The sequence below is a fragment of the Rhodococcus sp. P14 genome, from assembly GCF_000256505.1.
Lineage (GTDB): Bacteria > Actinomycetota > Actinomycetes > Mycobacteriales > Mycobacteriaceae > Rhodococcus > Rhodococcus ruber.
Genome location: NZ_AJFC01000098.1, coordinates 1 through 21,691, shown reverse-complemented (window position 1 = coordinate 21,691; position 21,691 = coordinate 1). Strand labels below are relative to the sequence as shown.

19 protein-coding genes and 1 riboswitch are annotated in these 21,691 nt (G+C 72.2%); of the genes, 6 read left to right on the top strand and 13 right to left on the bottom strand.

What is annotated here, in order from left to right; all coding sequences use genetic code 11:
* Positions 1-4 precede the first annotated feature (4 nt).
* Positions 5-198: riboswitch (cobalamin riboswitch) on the top strand.
* Between the two features lie 67 nt (positions 199-265).
* Both cobN and cobF read left to right on the top strand, forming a co-directional pair.
* The gene (gene cobN / locus OEY_RS0107095; protein ID WP_010593197.1) at positions 266-3,874 is read left to right on the top strand and encodes a cobaltochelatase subunit CobN; all 3,609 of its coding nucleotides are present in this window, start codon (positions 266-268) and stop codon (positions 3,872-3,874) included.
* On the top strand, positions 3,871-4,644 hold the full coding sequence (cobF, locus tag OEY_RS0107090; protein ID WP_010593196.1) for a precorrin-6A synthase (deacetylating): 774 nt from the start codon (positions 3,871-3,873) through the stop codon (positions 4,642-4,644). The genes cobN and cobF overlap by 4 nt, the downstream gene beginning before the upstream one ends.
* Here cobF and OEY_RS0107085 read toward each other — a convergent pair.
* From OEY_RS0107085 to OEY_RS0107065, 5 genes are all read right to left on the bottom strand, one after another.
* Positions 4,609-5,130 (bottom strand): DUF6790 family protein, encoded by a 522-nt coding sequence (locus OEY_RS0107085; protein WP_010593195.1) that lies wholly within the window; start codon positions 5,128-5,130, stop codon positions 4,609-4,611. The genes cobF and OEY_RS0107085 overlap by 36 nt on opposite strands.
* 131 nt (positions 5,131-5,261) lie before the next feature.
* A complete protein-coding gene (locus OEY_RS0107080) occupies positions 5,262-5,774 on the bottom strand; it encodes an Rv2732c family membrane protein (protein ID WP_010593194.1) in 513 nt (170 codons plus the stop codon).
* 34 nt (positions 5,775-5,808) lie between these two features.
* A complete protein-coding gene (locus OEY_RS0107075; RefSeq protein WP_010593193.1) occupies positions 5,809-7,245 on the bottom strand; it encodes a PepSY-associated TM helix domain-containing protein in 1,437 nt (478 codons plus the stop codon).
* A 93-nt stretch (positions 7,246-7,338) separates the two neighbouring features.
* On the bottom strand, positions 7,339-7,863 hold the full coding sequence (locus OEY_RS0107070; RefSeq protein WP_010593192.1) for a hypothetical protein: 525 nt from the start codon (positions 7,861-7,863) through the stop codon (positions 7,339-7,341).
* A 61-nt stretch (positions 7,864-7,924) separates the two neighbouring features.
* Positions 7,925-8,245 carry a hypothetical protein gene (locus tag OEY_RS0107065; protein WP_010593191.1) on the bottom strand — a complete coding sequence of 107 codons (321 nt, stop codon included), beginning with the start codon at positions 8,243-8,245 and terminating at the stop codon, positions 7,925-7,927.
* Positions 8,246-8,511: 266 nt separating this feature from the next.
* Here OEY_RS0107065 and OEY_RS0107060 point away from each other — a divergent pair, with 266 nt between their 5' ends.
* Positions 8,512-9,408, top strand: a complete 897-nt coding sequence (locus tag OEY_RS0107060) for a glucose 1-dehydrogenase (protein WP_010593190.1) — start codon at positions 8,512-8,514, stop codon at positions 9,406-9,408.
* A gap of 118 nt (positions 9,409-9,526) precedes the next feature.
* On the opposite strand, the gene OEY_RS0107055 is transcribed toward OEY_RS0107060, so the two are convergent.
* The 6 genes from OEY_RS0107055 to OEY_RS0107030 form a co-directional block, all read right to left on the bottom strand.
* Entirely contained in the window at positions 9,527-11,671 is a 2,145-nt protein-coding gene (locus OEY_RS0107055) for a catalase (RefSeq protein ID WP_010593189.1), read from the bottom strand.
* Between the two features lie 33 nt (positions 11,672-11,704).
* Positions 11,705-12,670, bottom strand: a complete 966-nt coding sequence (locus tag OEY_RS0107050; protein ID WP_010593188.1) for a glycosyltransferase family 2 protein — start codon at positions 12,668-12,670, stop codon at positions 11,705-11,707.
* Positions 12,667-13,674, bottom strand: coding sequence for a glycosyltransferase (locus tag OEY_RS0107045; RefSeq protein WP_029539929.1), 1,008 nt, complete (start codon positions 13,672-13,674; stop codon positions 12,667-12,669). The genes OEY_RS0107050 and OEY_RS0107045 overlap by 4 nt, the downstream gene beginning before the upstream one ends.
* Complete coding sequence (locus OEY_RS0107040; RefSeq protein ID WP_010593186.1) at positions 13,671-14,777, bottom strand: glycosyltransferase family 4 protein; 1,107 nt, start codon at positions 14,775-14,777, stop codon at positions 13,671-13,673. The genes OEY_RS0107045 and OEY_RS0107040 overlap by 4 nt, the downstream gene beginning before the upstream one ends.
* The gene (locus tag OEY_RS0107035) at positions 14,774-15,832 is read right to left on the bottom strand and encodes a hypothetical protein (protein WP_010593185.1); all 1,059 of its coding nucleotides are present in this window, start codon (positions 15,830-15,832) and stop codon (positions 14,774-14,776) included. The genes OEY_RS0107040 and OEY_RS0107035 overlap by 4 nt, the downstream gene beginning before the upstream one ends.
* Positions 15,833-16,115: 283 nt before the next feature.
* Entirely contained in the window at positions 16,116-16,583 is a 468-nt protein-coding gene (locus OEY_RS0107030) for a pyridoxamine 5'-phosphate oxidase family protein (RefSeq protein WP_010593184.1), read from the bottom strand.
* A 63-nt stretch (positions 16,584-16,646) separates the two neighbouring features.
* Between OEY_RS0107030 and OEY_RS0107025 the strand changes: the two genes are divergently transcribed.
* Positions 16,647-17,597 carry a helix-turn-helix transcriptional regulator gene (locus OEY_RS0107025; protein WP_010593183.1) on the top strand — a complete coding sequence of 317 codons (951 nt, stop codon included), beginning with the start codon at positions 16,647-16,649 and terminating at the stop codon, positions 17,595-17,597.
* A 128-nt stretch (positions 17,598-17,725) separates the two neighbouring features.
* Here the strand turns inward: OEY_RS0107025 and OEY_RS0107020 are convergent, their stop codons facing one another.
* Positions 17,726-18,376 carry a hypothetical protein gene (locus OEY_RS0107020; RefSeq protein ID WP_010593182.1) on the bottom strand — a complete coding sequence of 217 codons (651 nt, stop codon included), beginning with the start codon at positions 18,374-18,376 and terminating at the stop codon, positions 17,726-17,728.
* Between the two features lie 264 nt (positions 18,377-18,640).
* Here OEY_RS0107020 and OEY_RS0107015 point away from each other — a divergent pair, with 264 nt between their 5' ends.
* Positions 18,641-19,930 (top strand): adenylosuccinate synthase, encoded by a 1,290-nt coding sequence (locus OEY_RS0107015; RefSeq protein WP_010593181.1) that lies wholly within the window; start codon positions 18,641-18,643, stop codon positions 19,928-19,930.
* Positions 19,931-19,949: 19 nt separating this feature from the next.
* Here the strand turns inward: OEY_RS0107015 and OEY_RS0107010 are convergent, their stop codons facing one another.
* Entirely contained in the window at positions 19,950-20,489 is a 540-nt protein-coding gene (locus OEY_RS0107010; protein WP_010593180.1) for a methylated-DNA--[protein]-cysteine S-methyltransferase, read from the bottom strand.
* Positions 20,490-20,555: 66 nt separating this feature from the next.
* Here OEY_RS0107010 and yczR point away from each other — a divergent pair.
* A partial coding sequence (gene yczR, locus OEY_RS0107005) for an aminotransferase-like domain-containing protein (RefSeq protein ID WP_010593179.1) occupies positions 20,556-21,691 on the top strand: 1,136 nt, incomplete at its 3' end.

Sequence of the window (21,691 nt, the reverse complement as noted above, 5' to 3'; positions counted from 1 at the left end):
TGCGCTAAGCTCCACCTGTCGTGGTGCTCGGGAAGCCGGTGTGAGACCGGCGCGGCCCTCGCCACTGTGAGCGGGTAGTTGCTCGCCCTCGTCCGAACCGGTCCGCCGGTCCGGAGACCACTGGACGCACGTCCGGGAAGGTCGGCGCAGCAGCGACGATCCGTCAGCCAGGAGACCGGCCACGGCACGGGAAGTCCACGAGGGTTTGGAGACTGAACATGACCGAATTCGTGCTGCGCGGAATCGAACTGCGCAGGACCCGGCCGTGACGCGGCTCGCGCTGCTGTCCACGTCCGACACCGACCTGCTGTCGGCGCTGAGCTCCGACGCCGAATACGCGCTGGGCAATCCGTCGCGCCTCGACGTCGGCACCGAGCTGCCGCGCCTGCTCGACGGCGCCGACCTGGTGATCGTCCGCATCCTCGGGTCGGTGCGGTCCTGGCAGAACGGCATCGACGCGGTCCTGGCGCACGGCGCACCCGTCGTCGTGCTCGGCGGCGAGCAGCTGCCCGACGCCGAGCTGATGAGCCACTCCACCGTCCCCGTCGGCATCGCCACCGAGGCGCACGCCTACCTCGCGCAGGGCGGGCCCGCGAACCTCGCCCAGCTGCACGCCTTCCTGTCCGACACCGTCCTGCTCACCGGCGAGGGCTTCGATCCGCCGGCCGCGCTGCCCGAGTGGGGCAGCCACGCGCCCGCCGCGGCCGATCCCGACCTGCCGAGGGTGGGCATCCTGTACTACCGCGCCCACGAGACCAGCGGAAACACCCGCTTCGTCCGTGATCTCGCGCGGGCGGTCGACGCCACCGGCCGCGCCGTGGCCGTGCCGATCTTCTGCTCCACCCTGCGCGGGGCCCCCGCGGACCTGCTCGCCGAACTCGGCACCCTCGACGCCCTGATCGTCACGGTCCTGGCCGCCGGTGGTACCCGCCCGGCCACCGTCTCCGCCGGCGGCGACGACGATGCCTGGGACGTCGCAGCGCTTGCCGCGCTCGACGTTCCGATCCTGCAGGCGTTGTGTCTGACCTGGGGACGCGACGCGTGGGCCGAATCCGACGAGGGAGTTTCCCCGCTCGATTCCGCGACGCAGATCGCCGTCCCCGAATTCGACGGCCGCATCATCACGGTGCCGTTCTCGTTCAAGGAATTCGGCGCCGACGGCCTGCCGCGCTACGTCACCGACCCCGAACGGTGCCGTCGCGTCGCCGGTATCGCCGTCGCGCACGCCCGTCTGCGGCGCATCCCACCCGCACGGCGGCGCCTGGCGATCATGCTCTCGGCGTATCCGACGAAACACTCCCGCGTCGGCAACGCCGTCGGCCTGGACACGCCCGTCTCCGCGATCCGGCTGCTGCGCGCGCTGCGCGAGCACGGCTACGACCTCGGCGACGGCTTTCCCGGCCTCGACACCGACGACGACGCCGAGGCAGGCAACGCGCTGATCCACGCCCTGATCGCCGCGGGTGGCCAGGACGAGGAGTGGCTCAGCGCCGAGCAGATGGCGGGCAATCCGGTGCGGGTGAGCGCGGCGCGCTACCGCGAGTGGACGGCGGACCTGCCGTCCGAGCTGACCGGCGCGATGACCGAGGCGTGGGGCGAGGCCCCGGGCGAACTGTTCGTCGACCGCAGCGCCGACCCGGACGGCGAGATCGTGCTCGCCACCCTGCAGGCCGGCAACGTGGTGCTGATGATCCAGCCGCCCCGCGGGTTCGGCGAGAACCCGGTGGCGATCTACCACGATCCGGACATGGCGCCGTCGCACCACTACCTCGCGGCGTACCGGTGGGTGGAGAACGGCTTCGGCGCCGACGCCGTCGTCCACCTGGGCAAGCACGGCTCGATGGAATGGCTGCCCGGCAAGAACGCCGGGCTGTCGGCGGCCTGCGCGACCGACGCCGCCGTCGGCAACCTCCCGCTGATCTACCCGTTCCTGGTCAACGATCCGGGGGAGGGCGCCCAGGCGAAACGCCGCGCCCACGCGACCATCGTCGACCACCTGATCCCGCCGATGGCGCGGGCCGAGTCGTACGGCGACATCGCCCGGCTCGAGCAGCTGCTCGACGAGTACTCCAACATCGCCTCGATGGACCCGGCCAAGCTGCCCGCGATCCGCGCCCAGATCTGGACGCTGATCCAGGCCGCGAAGCTCGACCACGACCTCGGTCTCCACGACCGCCCGCACGACGCCGAATTCGACGACTTCCTGCTGCACGTCGACGGCTGGCTGTGCGAGGTCAAGGACGCGCAGATCCGCGACGGTCTGCATGTGCTCGGCACCGCGCCCGTCGGGGAGGCTCGCGTGAACCTGGTGCTGTCGGTGCTGCGGGCCGCGCAGGTGTGGGGCGGCAGGGCGCACGCGGTGCCCGGGCTGCGCACCGCGCTCGGGCTGAAGCCGGATGCGCCGCTCGCCGAGACCGACGCGGTCGAGTCCCAGGCCCGGGCCCTGGTGCAGGGCATGGAGGACGCCGGCTGGCGGGTCGAGCGCGCCGGCACCGTCGTCGAACAGGTGCTGGGACAGCAGGATCCGGAGGTCGAGCGGGTGCTCGCCTTCGCCGCCGAGCAGGTCGTGCCGCGCCTGGCCCGCACCACCGACGAACTCGACGCGGTGCTGCACGCCCTCGACGGCGGCTACGTCCCCGCCGGTCCGTCCGGGTCGCCGCTGCGCGGCCTGGTCAACGTGCTGCCCACCGGCCGCAACTTCTACACCGTCGACCCGAAGGCGGTGCCGAGCCGGCTCGCCTACGACACCGGCGTGGCCCTGGCGAACAACCTGCTCGACCGGTACCGCGCGGACACCGGCGACTACCCGCCGTCGGTGGGCCTGTCGGTGTGGGGCACCTCCGCGATGCGCACCTCCGGCGACGACATCGCCGAGGTGCTCGCCCTGATCGGCGTGCGCCCCGAATGGGACGCCGAGTCCCGGCGGGTGCGCGAACTGACCGTGATCCCCCTCGACGAACTCGGCCGGCCCCGCATCGACGTCACCGTCCGCATCTCCGGGTTCTTCCGCGACGCCTTCCCGCACGTCGTCGCGATGCTCGACGACGCGATCCGCACCGTCGCCGCCCTCGACGAGCCCGACGACCTGAACTTCGTGCGCGCGCACGCCCGCCGCGACGAGGCCGAGCACGGCGACCCCGAGCGCGCGGTCCGGCGCATCTTCGGTTCCCGGCCCGGCTCCTACGGCGCCGGCATCCTGCCGCTCATCGACTCCGGGAACTGGCGCAGCGACGCCGATCTCGCCGAGGTGTACACCGCGTGGGGCGGCTTCGCGTACGGGCGGCACCTGCACGGTGTCGCGGCCGCGGACGACATGCGCGCCAACTACCGGCGGATCGCGGTGGCGGCGAAGAACACCGACACCCGCGAGCACGACATCGCCGACTCGGACGACTACTTCCAATACCACGGCGGCATGGTCGCCACCGTCCGCGCGCTCACCGGCGCGGACCCGAAGGCGTACATCGGCGACTCGACCACCCCCGACCAGGTCCGCACCCGTTCGCTGGCGGAGGAGACCGCCCGCGTGTTCCGGGCCCGGGTGGTCAATCCGCGCTGGCTCGCCGCGATGCGCCGGCACGGCTACAAGGGGGCGTTCGAGCTCGCCGCGACCGTCGACTACCTGTTCGGCTACGACGCCACCGCCGGCGTCGTCGCCGACTGGATGTACGAAACCCTCGCCCGCACCTACGCGCTCGACCCGGAGAACCAGCAGTTCCTGCGCGAGGCCAACCCGTGGGCGCTGCGCGGCATCGTCGAACGGCTCTCCGAGGCCGCCGACCGCGGGCTGTGGGCCGAGCCGGATCCGGCGACGCTCGCGGAACTGCAGCAGGCCTACCTCGACGTGGAGGGCGACCTCGAGGACCGCGGATGAGAAGGCGGCTGCGGCTGATCGGGATCGGGCCGGGTGGTCCCGACGACCTCACCGTGGCCGCGGTCCGGGCGCTGAACGAGGTGGACGTGTTCCTCGTCGCCGACAAGCAGCGCGGCGTCGACGATCTCGTCGCCGTGCGGGAGGAGATCTGCCGCCGGCACGTCACCGGCGACTACCGGGTGATCACGGTGCCGGACCCGCCGCGCGACCGGGCCCCGTCCGCCTACGGCGCCGAGGTGCGGGACTGGCACGCGGCCCGCGCCGCCGTCTACGAGTCGGTGCTGCGCGAGCAGGTCGCGCCGGACGAGACCGCCGGATTCCTGGTGTGGGGCGATCCGAGCCTGTACGACAGCACCATTCGCGTCGTCGAACGCATCCGCGACCGGGGCGTGCTCGACGTCGACTACGACGTGGTCCCGGGGGTGAGCGCCGTGTCGCTGCTCGCGGCGCGGCACCGGTTGGTGCTCAACCGGATCGGCGGCCCGATCACGATCACGACGGGCCGGTGCCTCGCGCACGAGGTCGCCGCCGGGGGCGACAACCTCGTGGTGATGCTCGACGGCGCGCTCGAATGCGCCCGGCTCGACGGCGACTGGCACATCTGGTGGGGCGCCGACCTCGGCACGTCCGACGAGGAACTCGTCGCCGGCCCGCTGCACCGGGTGCTGCCGGAGATCGAGCGGGCCCGCGCCCGCGCGAAGGCGGCGCGCGGCTGGGTGATGGACACCTACCTGCTACGTCGCGCGGACGGCGTCGGCGCCGGCTCCTGACCGGGTGAGGGGAACGGCGTCGCCGCCCCGCCGGTACGACGCCGCGTACAGGACCCACGCCACGATCGGCAGGACGATGTCGAACCACAGCGGGAATCCGACGTTGCCCGGCTCGGTGTTGTCCTTCGCGAGCCAGAAGTACAGGTGACCGGCGGCGTCGCCGAAGTACTGGACGGTGGTCACGACGATCGTCGCGAGCCAGAACCCGCCGCGGAAGCGGTAGCACAGGATTCCCGCCACGCCGATCGCGAGATCGCCCATGGCGTTCTCGAATTGGAAACCTCCGTCGCCGCGGGTGAATCCGATCATCTCGGCGGTCGCGGGACCGTCGAAGACGTGGAACGCCGCCCCGATCACCGAGGCGACGCCGACCACCGCCACGAGCCACCACACGAGGTAGGTGTCGATACGGGCGGCGCCGTGGCGGTGGCGGGACTGCAGGAAGGCGCCGACGAGGGCGACGACGGCGAGTACGGCGGTCGGCACGGCAACTCCCTTCGCGGGGCAGCCGCATCCGGCCGCTTCACCGGCGAAATGTACGCCGCGCCCGGCCCGTCGCGCAGTGGAACGCCGGGACATCCGCGCGGTGCGCGGATGTCCCGGGTCGGGCATCGGCGTCAGAGCACCGGCGTGGTCACCGGCTGCGGACGCCGGTCGGTGGGGGAGCGGCTGAGCACGACGGGCAGCCACTGCGAGGTCAGCGCCACCATGCCGAGCCAGGCGAGCACCATTCCCGCGCCGGGGGCGTGCGGAGTCTGCACCGGCATGCCGTTCTGCGACCAGTAGCCGAGCAGCCCGAACAGGGACGCCAGGCCGGAACCGAGCATCGACGCCGACGCGAGCCGCCAGCGGTGCGTGCACAGCGCCGCGGTCGACGACACCACACCGAACACCACAGCGAGGCTCACGAAGACCCGCATCGGCACGGTCGTCGTGGCCTCGTGCCCGAACCACGTGCCGAGCACCGTCCACGACCATTCGGTATCCGATTGCGGCAGAAGCAGACCCAGCACCACCGCGGCGACACAGGCGACGAGGACGCGGTGTCGCCGGCCGGCGTCGAACTCCCCGGCGATCTTCCGCTCGATGCGGGCGAACTCCTTACGGTATGCGGACAGGTCGTCGCTCACCGGCACTCCTCGTCGATAGGCACACGAGGGTTCATTATGCGCGTCCCCGGCTACGCCACCCGACGGCGGTGTCGACGACGAGGAACGCCAGCAGGCTGAGCCCGAGCACCGGGGCGAACCACCCCACCACCGCGGCCGCGACGCCGATCGCGACCGCCGGACCTGCGCCGACGCGACGGAGCGCGCCCCGGGACGGAGCGCGGCCGACGGCCCACGCCGACCCACGGGTGGGCCGTCGCCGCCACCACAGCACGTACCCGCGCACCACGACCGTGATCAACGCCACCGCCAGCAGCGCCAGGGCGACCTGCGTGATCAGCCCGAACATGATGCCCATGTGCAGGGTGATCGACCACCACGTCAGCTGCGCGGCGAGCGGCCAGTCCGCGAACCGCAGCACGTCGACGACCTCGCCGGTCGCGCCGTCGACGGCGACCGAGTCGATGCCGTACACCCACGGCTGGCGGGTCTCGGCGACGGTGAAGGCAGTGCCGGCCTTCGCGGGGACCGAGGCCTCGACGACGCCGGTCAGTCCCGCCGCGGCCGCCGCGTCCAGCACCGCGTCGATGCGGGCGATGTTCGTGTCGAGCAGCGCCGGGTCGGCGGCGTGCCCGCCGTGGCCGCCGTGCCCCTCGTGGCCCGTCGCGGGTGCGGCGCTGCTCCCCGTCAGGGTCGCGTCGACGGCGGGCGTCTTCCAGTCCAGTGCCGCCCGCAGCTCGGCGATGTTGTCGCCGGCGAACCGGGACCAGGTCAGACCGGTCGCGGACAGGAACACCAGGCCGACCGCGATCCATACACCCACCACACCGTGCCAGCCGAGGGTGCGGGACCGGCCGGTGGCGGTGCGGTCGACGGTGAGCAGGCGCGCCTCGGCGTCGCGGGCCCGCAACGTCCGGTACCGGCGCACCCACAGGTACACGCCGCCGAGCGCGATCACCCACATCCAGGACGCGGCCAGCTCGCTGTAGAGGCGGCCCGGTTCGCCGAGGTGCAGGTGCCGGTGCAGCTGCGAGATCCAGGTCCGCACCGGCAGGGCGCTGCTGCTGCCGTAGACGGCCAGCTCACCGAGCGGCCGCGCGGTGACCGGGTCGACGAAGACCGCGAGCCGCTGCGACTCGCCGAGGCTCGGGTCGGCGAACAGGACCCGGGTGGTCTCGCCGGGCGCCGCGGCCGGCCGCACCGCGGTGACGGTGAGATCGGGCCGCTGGCCGGTGGCCACCCGGATCTGCTCGGCCACCGGCACGGCGGGACCGGTGGCATCGGTGTGCAGCTGATCGCGGTAGACGAGTTGCTCGATCGTCGGCGCGAGCGCGTAGAGGCCGCCGCTGACCGCGGCGATCAGGATGAACGGGGCGACGAGGAGGCCGGCGTAGAAGTGCAGCCGCAGCACGAGTGGTCGCAGGGAGGAGGTGCCGGATCGGCGGGTCGGGGGCGGGACGGAACGATCCGTCCCGAGGTCGGTCGTGGACATGCGAATGCTCGTTTCGATCGTCGGTGACGACGGCAGCGTCGTCACACGTGGGAAAGCCGCCGCGGGGTACGGACGCGGCGGAACAGGATCGGGTCAGGCGGTGCGGGGCGGACCCCGGGTGCCGGCCTGTGCGGAAACGAGCACTCGCAGCACGAGACGTGCCCGGTGCGAGGGTGTGGCCACCCACAGCGGCGCATGCGCCGGGGGCAGGGTCAGTATCGCGGCGACGATGTGCCGCAACACGCCGAGTGCCGCGACGCAACCCTGCTCGGCCGCCCGGATCAGGGCGGCGGAGACGACGAGGGCCGCGGCGTGGGCGCCGAGCATCGCGGGCGAGAGCCCGAGGCCGTGGGCGTGCTCGGCGGTGAGGGTCAGGACGGTGTGACCGATCGTCTGGCCCGCGGCCAGGACGAGCACCAGTGCGGTCAGCGGCCGGTGCGACCGGAGCGCGGACACCGCGGCACCGAACGCGGCGCAGGCGGCGACCATCAGCACCACCGACGCCTGAGACGGAATCTCGCCGCCCGCGAGGCCGTGGGCTGCGACGGAGACCGCGGCGGAGGTCGAGCCCACGAACGCGCCACGCAGCTGCGTGGACGTCGGCGGGCGTGGATTCACGCGAAGGAGCCTACAGCGGTGTGCCCTTTGGGCTGCCCTGACCGCCCAAGGGGCGCACCGCTCAGTGACCGCGCGGTTCGCGCAGGCTCGTTCCTTCGACGTTGCGGACCCGCTTGCGCTCGAGCAGGACCAGCAGGGCACCGATCCCGAAGGACACGATGCAGGCGGGACCGGCGATCCAGGCCCAGCCCTCGAAGCCGTAGCCGGCAGCCACCAGAGTCAGACCGAGCAGCAGCAGCCCGAGGCCCAGGAAGAAGTAGCCCGGCCAGCCCCGGGAATCGGTCAGGGCCTCACCGGCGTGGCTGCGCATCGTGCGGGCGTCGTCGGCCGGGAAGTCGCTGTCGTTCGTCAGGTCCCGGTCGTGGGCCTGCCTGCTGTGCACCGGATCGGCACCCGCGCGGGTCTCCTCGCTTCGCCGAAACTCACTGCTTCGCCGAAACTCACCGCTTCTCCGAAATTCACTGCTTCCCCGAAACTCACTCTCGTGTTCCGTCACAGCCCCATCCTTTCCAGAGGTCGGGTCGGGAGAGCGCTGCAGCGCTCGGATTCACCGACCGGTGCCGCTCGTGTACCCGCTCCCGGCGCCGGGTATGCACCGTGCGGACACGGCGGCTCCGTAACCGCCCGCACACCGCTGAGGGAGGACCCATGACCGACCAGCACCGGCCCCGGAATCCGGTCGAGCAGTACCCGGCCCCGGATCGTGAGCAGCAACCCGAACTCGAGTACCCGGGCCTGACGTCCGACATGGTGTCGGCACCCGACCACGGCGAGCAGACCTATCGCGGCAGCGGCAGGCTCGAGGGCCGACGGGCGCTGATCACCGGTGCCGACTCGGGGATCGGACGGGCCGTGGCGATCGCGTTCGCCCGTGAGGGCGCCGACGTCGTCCTCAGCTATCTCGAGTCCGAGGAGGACGACGCCCGCGAAACCGTGCGGTGGATCGAGGAGGCGGGTCGGCGCGCCGTCGCGGTGCCGGGCGACATCCGCTCCGAGGAACACTGCCGGCACCTGATCGACACGGCCGTGCGTGACCTCGGCGGCCTGGACATCCTGGTGAACAACGCGGCGTTCCAGATGGTGCAGATGAACGGGATCGCCGACATCACCACCGAGCAGTTCGACCGCGTGCTGAAGACGAACCTGTACGCGTTGTTCTGGCTGTGCAAGTTCGCGATCGACGTGATGGAACCGGGCTCGACGATCATCAACACGTCGTCGATCCAGGGGACGAGCCCGTCGCCGGAACTGCTCGACTACGCCACGACCAAGGCCGGCATCGTCGACTTCACCAAGGGTCTGGCGTCGGACGTCGCGAAGCGGGGGATCCGGGTCAATGCCGTCGCCCCGGGACCGATCTGGACGCCGCTCATCCCGGCCACGATGCCCCGGGAGAAGTTCGAATCCTTCGGTGACGACGTCCCGCTCGGCCGGCCCGGGCAGCCGGCCGAACTGGCCCCGGCTTACGTCTTCCTCGCCTCGCAGGAGTCGAGCTACATCACCGGCGAGGTCATCGCCGTCACCGGCGGCAAGCCCTTCTCCTGACAGACCCGCGGGGGGGTGGTGCCGGTGGCCGAATGTCACATTCGGTCGATTCGATCGACGCGATGTGACATTCGGCCACCACCACCGCCGCACCACCGCCGCAGCAGCAGGGGGCGGGTCAGGCCTGGGACCGCTCCCACACACGGTGGGCGCCGAGCAGTTCGACGATTCCGGTCACCACCGCTTCCGGATCGTCGGCGGTGACCACTCCGGGGGCCTCGGTATGGACGGCTGCGTGCTCGAGCGCTTCGGTGCCCGTGCCCCACGTGCCGATCGCCTTGCAGTGCCGGAACGTCTCGTCGACCAGAATGCGTACCCGCGGATCGGCCGGGGCGCTCGCGAGCAGCAGGGCGTCGTACTCGACGGACCGCGCCGTGTCGAAGGTGCGCGAGATCGGCACCTCCTTGCGGCCGCCGTCGAGCTTGCCGCCGTGCGGACCGATCACCAGCGGCACGGCCTTCGCCGCGGCCACCGCCGCCACGGCCTTGGCGACCTCGGCGACGTCGGCGCTGTCGTCCGCGACGATGCCGATCATCCGCCCCTCGACCGGCCACGTCGCACCGACCTGGGACAGGGCCTCGCTGCGCAGCGGCTCACCGTCCGTCGACACCGTCGGCTCCGGTGCCGGCAGGCCGAGACCCGCCGCGACGGTGGCGCACAGCTCCGCGTCGATGTTCGCGAGCACCTGCAGCTGCCGTTCCTTGATCGCCTGCTCGAAGCACTTCCCGAGCTCGAACGTGTACGCGTTCGCCACGTGCTTCTTCTCGATCTCCGACAGGCTCCGGTAGAACAGCCGGGCCTGCGAGAAGTGATCGTCGAACGTGCTCGGCGCCTCGCGTTCCTTGACACCCGCGGCGATCGGCGCCGGCACGTCGATGAACGCGGCGTCCTCGACGCCCGCGAGGAACGGGCATCCCGCTCCGAGCGAGTTGGGCCGGTAGGGAGCCGCGCCCGGATGGATGCCGGTCTGGTGCATGCCGTCGCGCAGCATGTCGTTGACGGGGGCGTGCGGCCGGTTGATCGGCAACTGGCCGAAGTTCGGTCCGCCGAGCCGGCTGAGCTGGGTGTCGAGGTAGGAGAACAGCCGACCCTGGAGCAGCGGATCGTCGGTGACGTCGATGCCGGGGACGAGGTGGCCGGGATGGAAGGCAACCTGCTCGGTCTCGGCGAAGAAGTTCGTCGGGTTGGCGTTGAGCTGCATCGTCCCGATCACCTGCACCGGGGCGAGCTCCTCGGGGACGATCTTGGTGGGGTCGAGAAGGTCGATGCCCTCGAAGGTCTGCTCCGGGGTGTCGGGGAAGACCTGCACGCCCAGATCCCATTCGGGGTAGGCGCCGGATTCGATGGCGTCGGCGAGGTCGCGGCGGTGGAAGTCCGGGTCGATGCCGCCGAGCAGCTGCGCCTCCTCCCACACCAGCGAGTGCACACCCAGGCGCGGCTTCCAGTGGAACTTCACCAGCGACGTCTCGCCGTCGGCGTTGACGAGACGGAAGGTGTGGACGCCGAAGCCCTCCATCATCCGGTAGGAGCGCGGAATGCCCCGGTCCGACATGTTCCACAGGGTGTGCGCGGTGGCCTCGGTGTGCAGCGAGACGAAGTCCCAGAACGTGTCGTGTGCGCTCTGGGCCTGCGGGATCTCGCGGTCCGGGTGCGGCTTGGCGGCATGGACGATGTCCGGGAACTTGATCGCGTCCTGGATGAAGAACACCGGAATGTTGTTCCCCACCAAGTCGAACGTTCCCTCGTCGGTGTAGAACTTCGTCGCGAAACCACGGGTGTCGCGGACGGTGTCGGCGGAACCACGCGAACCGAGCACCGTCGAGAAGCGGACGAAGACGCGCGTCTCGCTGCCCTTCTGCAGGAATCCGGCGCGGGTGATCTTCGAGGCGGCGCCGTTGGCCCGGAAGACGCCGTGCGCCGCGGCGCCCCGGGCGTGCACCGCCCGCTCGGGAATGCGCTCGTGATCGAAATGGGTGATCTTCTCGCGGAAGTGGTGGTCCTGCAAGAGCGTCGGACCGCGGCGACCCGCCTTGAGGGAATGGTCGGTGTCGGTCAGCCGCGCGCCCTGGGCGGTGGTGAGGAAGCGGCCCTGGGGACCGCGCGCACCGTCGGGCAGGTCCTCGGGCGTGCCGGTGGCAGTGACCGGGACGGGCTCACGCTGGTCGGGTTTGGCCGGCGGCGGGTCCGTCGGGGTCGTGGGTTCCTCGACCGGAACCTCGAAACCGGCGGGTGAGCCGGGAACCGGCGGATTCTTGTCGAACACTGCGATGCTCCGTTCGGTCGAGACAGGGGACGTTCACGTCCCGACCGAGTTGCCCCGCGCGTCCCGGTCCAAACATCGGCCACGTCCGCGCCCCGCATGCGCCGCGGTGGCGACCCACCGGTCCGCGGCCGCGTCGTACCGGGCCAGACCCGCCTCGGCGAATCGGGTCAGCCACCCGGTCATCGGCCAGCGCCCCCAGCGCCGGTGGAAGACAGCGGCGTTGTGGAGGATCTCGTGCAGATGCTCGACCGGCGGGTCGGAGACCGGGTGGTGCTGATGGAAGGCATGCGCGCCGCCGACCCAGCGCAACCCCACCCCGGCGTGCGCGGCGCGCTGGGCGAAGTCGGTGTCCTCGCCGCCGTACCCGACGTAGTCCGTGCAGAAGCCCCCGACGGCCGTCCACGTCTCGCGGGCCGCCGCGAACGACAGCGACCAGAACAGGTCGTACTCGTCGCCGGTGCGGATCGTGCCGGCCGGGGGGTTCGGCCGTGCCGGATGCGGGTTCACGCTCCGCTCGAGGCGGCCCAGGTCGTATCCGCGCGGCCCCGGCGGCGGCAGATACGTCACCGGACCGCACAGCAGGGCGCTGCCGTGCCGCGGATCGCTCGCGGCCCGCTCGTACAACCCGAGGAGGCCCGCGGAGGGAATGCAGTCGACATCGAGGAACACCAGCAGCTCGGCGCCGCGCGCCAAGGCACACTCGGCGCCCACATTGCGCGCGGTGGACAGTGACAACGGTCCGCCCGCGGACGGTGGCGACGGTCCGCCCGCGGACGGTGGCGACGGTCCGCCCGCGGACGGTGGCAACGGTCCGCCCGCCGGCAGGGTCACCGTATGAGCCGGGTAGCCCTCCGCTTCGATCAGCGGTGCGACGGCCGGGTCGCCCATCGACACCACCACGTGATCGTCCGGAGTCCGTGCGCTGCGCGTCAGGCCGCGCAGCTGCAGCCGCAGGTGCGCGTGCCGGCCGGCGACGAGAGTGATCACGGTCGTTCTCATCGTGGTGCCACCTTCGCGGCGACCTCGTCGAGCACCGCGGCGGCGCGCCCGGCAGCCCCCTCGGTGCGCCACCGGGACCACTGTGCGGGATCGAGCCGCAGGGCCCGGCGCAGCAGTTTCGGCCAGTCGTCCGGATGCGGCCAGGCCGGCAGGGTCACCGCCAGGCCGGCTCGGCCCAGCGCGTCGGCGGTGGCGCACTGCTCGTCGTACGGCCGGGGTTCGGCGACGACGATCGCCGGCCGCCGTGCCGCGGCGATGTCGGCGATGGAGTTCTGCCCGGCGTGACCGACGACGACGTCGGCCCGGCTCAGGTCGGACCACGGATCATCCACCCACGGACCGCCCGGCACGCCGACACCGTCCCACGCGTAGCCGGGATGACGCTCGGCCAGCTCGTGCAGGCGCTCGGCCGACAGGGACGAGCCGCCGCTGCCGCTCAGGACCAGGACCCGGGGCCGGCCGCCGGGGGCGGGGCCGGCGACGGGCCGGCCGTCGAACCGGCTGATGCCGCCGACATAGGTGGTCTTGTCCGCGTACGGACGTAGATACGCCGGCTCGTACACCTCCCGGGGCCACGGCGCGACGATGTGCTCGGCCGCGCGGTAACCCAGCCCGTGCGGGGTGTCGGTGCGCTCGCCCGGCATGGCCACGACCACGACGGGGACGCCCAGCAACCGGGCGAACACCGCGACCTCGACCGACACGTCGACCACCAGCAGCCGGGGCCGGGCCGTGGCGACCCAGGACGCCAGCGCCGCCATCCGCTCGCGTAGGCCGCGGTCGTGCCGGGGGACCCAGTGCAGCAACCCGCCGGCGGTGGGATCCTCCGCGGTGTCGACGGACTCGTCGTCGCGGGGCAGTTCGACGACATCGGCGAAGACGTCGGCGAAGCGCCCCAACGGCGCCGAGCACAGGGCCGTCACGGGTTCGCTCGTGCGGGCGCAGATCGAGGCCGCCCGGGTGCGGTGCCCGTGTCCGTGGTGATGGATGTAGTAGCCGATCATGCCGGGCGCTGCCGGACGACGGAGCCGGCCGCACACAGGCGGCGGTACAGGGCGAGGTAGGAGTCCACCATGGTGCGTTCGGAACAGAACGTCTCGGCGCGGCGGCGGGCGTCGAGCCGGGACAATCGGACGGCCCGAGGCACGGTGGCCGCCAGCGCCTCCACGTCGTCGGGGGCGACGAGGCAGCCGCTGCCCCGGTCGAGTACCTCGGGGATGCCGCCGCGCGCGAACGCGACCACGGGCGTGCCGCATGCCAGGGACTCGGCCACGACGAGGCCGTACGGCTCGTTCCACTGCGGCGTCACCAGGGTCGCGGCCGACCGGCCGACCGCGGCCGCGAGTTCCCGCTGCGGCAGATGACCGAGATACGTGACGCCGTCGCCCAGACGCGGGGCGATGTGCCGGGTGAAGTAGTCCTCGTCGCTGACCGGACCGGCCAGCCGCAGGGACGTTCCCGCCCGCCGGGCCGCCTCGATCGCCAGGTGGGCACCCTTCTCGGGGACCAGTCGTCCGAACCAGATCAGCGACGGCCCGCCCGGGCCGAGCGGCCACGCCCCGAGGTCGACGCCGTTCGGGACGACGGTGATCTGCGAGGCGACCGCATGCGCCCAGGTCGCCGCGGTGTATCTGCTGACGGCCGCGTAGTGCGCCGAGCCGCCGCCGGGGACGGCGAGCGCCGACTCGAGCCACGGCGTCGGCGGGGTGTGCAGGGTGGTCAGCATCGGGGTCCGCAGCGTCGCGGCCATCGCCGGCGGCAGGTAGTGGACGCTGTGGTTGTGGATCACGTCGAACGAGTCGGCGAGCGGGCCGGCCAGTTCCAGCAGCAGGGACAGGTAGGCGTGGTGGGCGTCGAGGAACGCTTCCGGCGGCATCGACACGTCGCTGCGGGCGGCGGGGCTGGGCGTGAAGGTGCGCACCTCGAGGAACGAGGCGGGCAGCGTGACGTCGGAACCCGCGGCGGCGAACAGCGTCACCCGGTGTCCGTCGGCGCCGAGCGCGCGGGTCAGGTGCCACACGTGTGCCTCGAGTCCCCCGGCGAAGGGCTGCGCGACGGGAAATCGGTGGGACGCGATGAGGGCGATACGCAGTGGGCGACCCGTCACGACAGTGCCCGTTCGTAGATCGCGTGGTGCGCATGGGACAGGAAGCGGCGTTCGAACATGCGCTGCGCCCAGTCGCTGTGGGGCCGCCGACCGCTGTGGTACAGCGCGCGCACCGAATCGGCCAGGGAATCCGGGTCGAAGGTCTGCTCGTCGTATGTGAACACCTGGCAGGGCCGTTGCTGGTGGTAGAACCCGCAACTCGGGGCGATCACCGCCGTACCGAGGTCGTGGCAGGCCTCGAGCCAGCCGGAATGGGTGCCGAACCGGTAGGGCAGGACGGACACAGACAGCGAGGACAGGTACTCCCACAGCTCGTCGTCGGAGAAGTACTTGTGCACACGCACGTCGACGCCCGGCCGGTCCCCGAAGGCGAGGATCTTCGCCCCGGCCTCGGGGGCGTACCAGTGGTTGTCCGGATCGAAGATCTCGTCGTGGACGTTGATCCGCAACTGCGCGCCCGGCAGGTCACGGACGGTGTGGGAGAGGACGTCGAGGACGGGGAAGACGTCCATGTTGGCGCGCAGGCTCTTCGCGTGCACCCCGACGACGAACGGCTCGTCCGGGGACCGGTTCGCGCGCGCGAACCAGGGCTGTTCGACGACGTGTGGGTGGGGCAGGACGGTGGGGGTGCGGCCCCACATCGTCTCGATCCGTCCGGCGGCGCCCTCGGTGAGGGTGATCAGTTCGGTGGCGGCGGGGATCAGGACGTCGAGCTGCTTGTGGTGGGTGCCCGACGTGGGGTGGTGCGGGTTGCGCAGGTCGTGCACGGTGTAGACGAGCGGGATGTCGTGGTCGGCGAGTTCCGCGACCACGTCCTGCAGGGCCTCCGGTTCGATCGCGTCGAAGCCGAAGTGGATGTGGAACACGTCGAACTCGGTGTGGTTGGCGGCGATCCATCCCGGCTCGAGCATCAGCGGCGGCCACCATCCGCCCGGTACCTTGCGTCCGTCGGCGGGCACCGGATCGGCAAGCCGCACCACCTCGTCGTCCCCGTGCGGTCCGGCCAGATGCCGGACGTAGACGTGCGACGCGGGCACCGAGGCCACTCGGATCATGTCTCACCCTCCCCGTGACAAACGACCGGCCACGCACGCGGAGCGGCCGGCTCCGAGGGGCGGCTACCCGTTCGGCGGGGAGTCCACACCTCGCCCGCTCGGGCGTCGCGGGGAGCGATTTCGGGTCCGGAGGTTTCGACCGCGCCGCAGGGGGCACAACGGTCGGGGCTGTTCCGTAGTCCGGATGCGGGCCGGCCAAGGCGCCCCGGGTTGAACTCGACAGCCCGGGGCGCCGAACTCTCCGTGCCGAACCTCTCCGTGCCGGGCCGCGCGGCGGGCCCGGTCAGCGGACGAAACGCTCGACGGCGGCCCCGGGCCGCCACAGATCCACGTACAGGTGTTCCTCGTCGACCGTGGTGAGCACGGCCTCGGCCAGGTCGAGTTCGAACAGGTGCATCGGCCCCGGCGGCACCTCCTCCGGGTAGGCGGCGAGCACGGCCGCCTTCACGTCGTCGTGCAGTTCCCGGGCCCGGCCGCGGACCTTCGCGTCGCCGCCCGTCATCGAGTGGTGCCCGGGATTGGAATGCAGGGCGTAGCGCGGATCGCGCTGCAGGTCGCGGGCTTTCCTCGCGCCGGGCATCGACCCGAGCACCAGTCGGCCGTCGACGATCTCCACCTCCGTCCCGCTGACGCGCGGTGAACCGTCCCGCCGCAGCGTCGCCAGGACGTGATGCTTGTGCGCCTGTAGTCGTGCGGCGATCGCCTGTGCCAGATCCGGTGCCTGCTCGGAGAACTCTTTCCATGGACTCATGAGGTCAGGATGCGCCGATATCACTGACATCGAGTGTCAGTGATTTTTGCGTAGGCTGCGGTCATGCGATCGGCACGCCTGCTCGCGATGATGCTGCGTCTGCAGGGCACCGCGGGCCTGACCGCGCAGCGGCTCGCGGACGATCTCGGCGTCTCGGTGCGCACCGTGTACCGCGACGTCGGTGCCCTGTCCGCCGCGGGGGTCCCGGTGTGGACGGAGAGCGGACCGGGCGGCGGCATCCGCCTGCTCGACGGGTGGCAGTCCCGGCTCAGCGGGCTCACCAGCGACGAGAGTGCCGCGCTGATGCTGCTGGGGGTGCCCACCCTCGCCGCCGACCTCGGTGTGGAACTCGATGCGGCCCGCGGCAAGCTGCTCGGGTCCATGCCGGTCACCCTGCGCAGCGCCGCCCAGGCCTGGCGCGACCGGGTCCACGTCGACGTCCCCGGCTGGTTCGCCGCACCGGGGGACAACACGCACCTGCCGGCCGTCGCGTCCGCCGTGTTCGACGAGCGCCGCCTGAACATCCGCTACCGGCGCGGCGACCGGACCGTGGCGCGCACCCTCGACCCGCTCGGGCTCGTCGCCAAGGCCGGGGTCTGGTACCTCGTCGCCGCGCACCGCGGTCACGTCCGGACCTACCGGGTCGGGCGCATCGCGTCCGCCGCCGTCCTCGACGCCCCGGCCCGACGGCCCGACGGATTCGACCTGCCCGCCTACTGGGCGGCGTCCGCGGCGGAGTTCGATCGTGCGCTGCGCAGGTTCGCCTGCACACTCCGTCTCGGCCCGGCCGCGTGGCGGCGCCTGCCCCGCGTGGTGGGCACCGACGCCGCCGACGTGGAACCGGGACCGCCGGACGCGGACGGGTGGGTGCGGGTGGACCTGTTGCTCGAGTCCGAGGAGGTGGCGCTCGACCAGCTCCTCGCCCTCGGCGGCGGGGTCGAGGTCGTGGCCCCGGAGTCGTTGCGGGCCGCACTGCGCGCCGCCGGCGAGGCCCTCGCCCGGTGCAATGCGTGACGCCGGTGAGGGCTGCGCCCGCGGACCCCGCCCGCGGCGGAATCCGGTGTGCGGGTGTCCGGCGGGGGCGGAGGAAATCACGACAAGCGCTCAGCCGGAACGGCTTTCGTACCGCGACGGCAGCCCGCTCAGCGCACCAGCTTCCACTTGTGCTCGTGCCGGTAGAAGGTGGAGCGCTTGACCGCCCGCGGATTGGCGACCCCGTCGCGGGTGAGCACGGCGCCGGGTGAGCCGAGCTGCACGGCACGGCCGGTCACCCAGCGGTAGCCGCCGAACCAGCGCGGCCGATCGATCGCCGCCCGCAGTCCCGGCATGTCGACGGTCGGCTCGATCCGCACACCCGGGGTCATCCCGCTGAACAGCCGGGTGTCGTCGACGTACGCCTCGCCCACCAGCTCACCGACCTCGCCCTCGACGAGGGCACGCCCGACGAGGGCGATGCCGGCGTCGTCGCGGATGAGCGGCACCGGCCGTGCCGTGCCCTGCAGTGCGACGGTCGCGGCCTTCGATCCGAACCGCAGTCCGTACGCCTCGGCGGCCGGGGTGCGTCGCTCCGGCACGTAGGCCAGTTCGATGCCGAGCCGCTCGGTGCGCATCATCCGGGTCAGCGTCGCGGCGAAGGCGGCGTCCCCGCCCACCACCACGAGCCGGGGGTCCTCGACCGACTCGAGATGCGCGAACACGTCCTCGAAGTCGTCCTTGCCGGGCAGAGCCGGGGCGGTCAACGTGGTCAGGGATGTCAGTGTCAACGGCAGTGGGGCATCACCGCACTTGAGCACAACGGGGGTCAAGAGCACTCCTCTCGCGGGCGACGATGCTCCACTCACTCTAGTCACGACTCGCCTCACCGCCGGACGCTCGAACGCGGCACGGTGAGTCGGGTGGATCGTCGGCACCCGTCACAGTCGGGACGGCGGCCCGCGGACGCCGGGGGCGGTGCCGCACGTGTGGTCCGCTAGACTGTCCCCCCGGCTTCTGTTCTGTGACGGCAGAACCCTGCAGGCGGAGGGCGCCCGCACGTCGACACCCTAGGAGACAGCGAAATGCCGGCAATCGTCCTGATCGGCGCCCAGTGGGGCGACGAGGGCAAGGGCAAGGCCACCGATCTGCTCGGTGGCCGGGTGCAGTGGGTGGTGCGCTACCAGGGGGGCAACAACGCCGGCCACACCGTCGTCCTCCCGAACGGGGAGAACTTCGCGCTGCACCTGATCCCTTCCGGCATCCTCACTCCCGGCGTCACCAACGTCATCGGTAACGGCGTGGTCGTGGACCCGGGCGTGCTGCTCGACGAGCTCGCCGGTCTCGAGAACCGTGGGGTCGACACCACGAACCTGCTGCTCAGCGCCGACGCGCACCTGATCATGCCGTACCACGTGGCCATCGACAAGGTCACCGAACGCTTCCTCGGCGCCAAGAAGATCGGCACCACCGGCCGGGGCATCGGCCCGTGCTACCAGGACAAGATCGCCCGCGTCGGCGTCCGCGTCGCCGACGTCCTCGACGAGAAGATCCTCACCCACAAGGTGGAGGCCGCCCTGGAGTTCAAGAACCAGGTGCTGTCGAAGATCTACAACCGCAAGGCCCTCGACCCGCAGCAGGTCGTCGACGAGGTGCTCGGCCAGGCGGAAGGGTTCAGGCACCGCATCGCCGACACCCGGCTGCGCCTGAACAAGGCCCTCGAGGCCGGCGAGACGGTACTGCTCGAGGGATCGCAGGGCACGCTGCTCGACGTCGACCACGGCACCTACCCGTACGTGACGTCGTCGAACCCCACCGCCGGCGGCGCGGCCGTCGGCTCGGGCATCGGTCCCAACCGGATCGGCACGGTCCTCGGCATTCTCAAGGCCTACACCACCCGGGTGGGGTCGGGTCCCTTCCCGACGGAACTGTTCGACGAGCACGGCGCCTACCTGGCCAAGACCGGTGGCGAGGTGGGTGTCACCACCGGCCGGGCCCGGCGCTGCGGCTGGTTCGACGCCGTGATCGCCCGCTACGCGACCCGCGTCAACGGCATCACCGACTACTTCCTCACCAAGCTCGACGTCCTGTCGAGCCTCGAGACCGTGCCGATCTGCGTCGGCTACGAGGTGGACGGGGTCCGCGTCGACGAAATGCCGATGACGCAGACCGACATCCACCACGCCACGCCGATCTACGAGGAGATGCCCGGCTGGTGGGAGGACATCTCCGAGGCCCGCACCTTCGAGGACCTGCCGGAGAACGCCCGGAACTACGTGCTGCGGCTCGAGGAACTCTCGGGTGCGCGGATGTCGTGCATCGGTGTCGGCCCGGGCCGCGACCAGACGATCGTGCGCCGCGACATCCTGAGCTGAAACCCGCTGCGGCCCCGCGTCAGAACAGGGTCGGATCGCCGAAGCCGGGGGCGTGCTCGAGGGCGAGCAGCTCCCGCTTCGTGACCGTGCTTCCGGGCGCGGAGAACCCGCCGATCCCGCCGCCCGCGGCGAGGATCCGGTGGCACGGCACGATCAGCGGAACGGGGTTGCGTCCCAACGCCTGTCCGACGGCCTGGGCGCCGGCCGGCCGGCGGACCCGGCGCGCCACCTCGCCGTAGGTTGCGACCGCGCCGGGGTCGACGGTCCGGGCGAACTCGTAGACCGCCGTGTCGAATTCGGAGACGTTCCGGTAGTCGACCGGAACCCGGCGCAGGTCGTCGGGCGCCCCCGCGAGATGCGCGGCGACGGCGTCGATCACGGGCTGCACCCCCGCCGGGACGGGCCGCTCGACCGCGGCCGGGAACCGGCCGAGCAGTGCGTCACGCGTGGGTTCGGGCGCGGTCTCGGGCAGTTGCACGCCGACGACGCCGGCCGCGGACCACACGAGCCCGCACGTGCCGACGGCGGTGTCGAACAGGGTGTAGCCGAGGGTGGTCACGCCGTCAGTATGAACTGGCCCGGGGACAGGTGACCACCTCGCCGACTGGACTGCGATACTGGACTGGTGATCACGCGTGCGATCGGAGCCGGTTCCCTGGCCCGCGACCTCGGCAACTGGCAGGACACCGCCGATCGGCGGCCCGCGTACCGGGCTCTCGCCGACGGGATCCGGCTGCTGGTGCACGACGGCCGCGTCCCCCTGGGCGTGGCGCTGCCCAGCGAGCGTGAGCTCGCCGCCGCACTGGCGCTGAGCCGCACCACCATCACGTCCGCGTACACGGCACTGCGCGAGGCCGGCTACCTGCGCAGCCGGCAGGGTGCGCGCAGCACCGTCGCGCTGCCGCCGCGGCGACGGGGCACGCCGGCGCGTCCCGCCGCCCCGGCCGCCGCGGAAGCGCCGGAGCCCGTGGATCTCAGCTCCGCGTCCATGCCGGCGCCCGCCGCCGAGATCGAGTCGGCCTACGCCGCCGCGCTGCGGTCGGTGCCCGCCTACCTCGACTCCCACGGCATGGAACCGATCGGCCTGGCCCTGCTGCGGGAGGTGATCGCGCGGCGCTACCGGGACCGCGGCCTGCCGACCGGGGCGGACCAGATCATGGTCACCTCGGGCGCGCAGCACGCGCTGCGCCTGCTGCTCGGCGTGCTCACCGACGCCGGCGACCGGGTGATCGTCGACCATCCCACCTATCCCAATGCGCTCGAGGCGATCCGGCGGCACGGGGCGCGGCCGGTCGTCGTGCCGGTGCGGCCCGAGGGCGGCGCCGACGACGGCTGGGACCTGGAGGGCCTGCGCAGCGCCGCCCGGCAGACCGCGGCGCGAATGGCGTTCCTGATCCCGGACTTCCACAGTCCCACCGGGCTGTGCATGGGCGCGCCGGGCCGGGCCGAACTCGTCCGCATCGCGGAGGAGACCCGCATGACGCTCGTCGTGGACGAGACGATGGTGGACCTGTGGCTGGACACCCCGCCGCCGCCCGCCGTCGCCTCGTACGGCGCGGACCGCTCCGTCGTGACGGTGGGCTCGACCGGCAAGTCCCTCTGGGGCGGTCTCCGGGTGGGCTGGATCCGCGCCGACCGATCCCTGATCACCCGGCTCGTGGGGGCGCGCTCCGCCGTCGACCTCGGCACGCCGGTCATGGAGCAGCTCGCCGCGGCGCACCTGCTCGGCGACGTCGAGGACCTGCTCGAGCGGCGACGCGG

Bases quoted from the DNA above. Each gene is read 5' to 3' on its own strand.
- OEY_RS0107075 (WP_010593193.1), bottom strand. From the start codon at position 7,245: ATGTCCACGACCGACCTCGGGACGGATCGTTCCGTCCCGCCCCCGACC.
- OEY_RS0107050 (WP_010593188.1), bottom strand. From the start codon at position 12,670: ATGAGAACGACCGTGATCACTCTCGTCGCCGGCCGGCACGCGCACCTG.
- OEY_RS0107030 (WP_010593184.1), bottom strand. From the start codon at position 16,583: ATGAGTCCATGGAAAGAGTTCTCCGAGCAGGCACCGGATCTGGCACAG.
- OEY_RS0107045 (WP_029539929.1), bottom strand. From the start codon at position 13,674: ATGATCGGCTACTACATCCATCACCACGGACACGGGCACCGCACCCGG.
- OEY_RS0107060 (WP_010593190.1), top strand. From the start codon at position 8,512: ATGACCGACCAGCACCGGCCCCGGAATCCGGTCGAGCAGTACCCGGCC.
- OEY_RS0107015 (WP_010593181.1), top strand. From the start codon at position 18,641: ATGCCGGCAATCGTCCTGATCGGCGCCCAGTGGGGCGACGAGGGCAAG.
- OEY_RS0107035 (WP_010593185.1), bottom strand. From the start codon at position 15,832: ATGATCCGAGTGGCCTCGGTGCCCGCGTCGCACGTCTACGTCCGGCAT.
- OEY_RS0107025 (WP_010593183.1), top strand. From the start codon at position 16,647: ATGCGATCGGCACGCCTGCTCGCGATGATGCTGCGTCTGCAGGGCACC.
- cobF (WP_010593196.1), top strand. From the start codon at position 3,871: ATGAGAAGGCGGCTGCGGCTGATCGGGATCGGGCCGGGTGGTCCCGAC.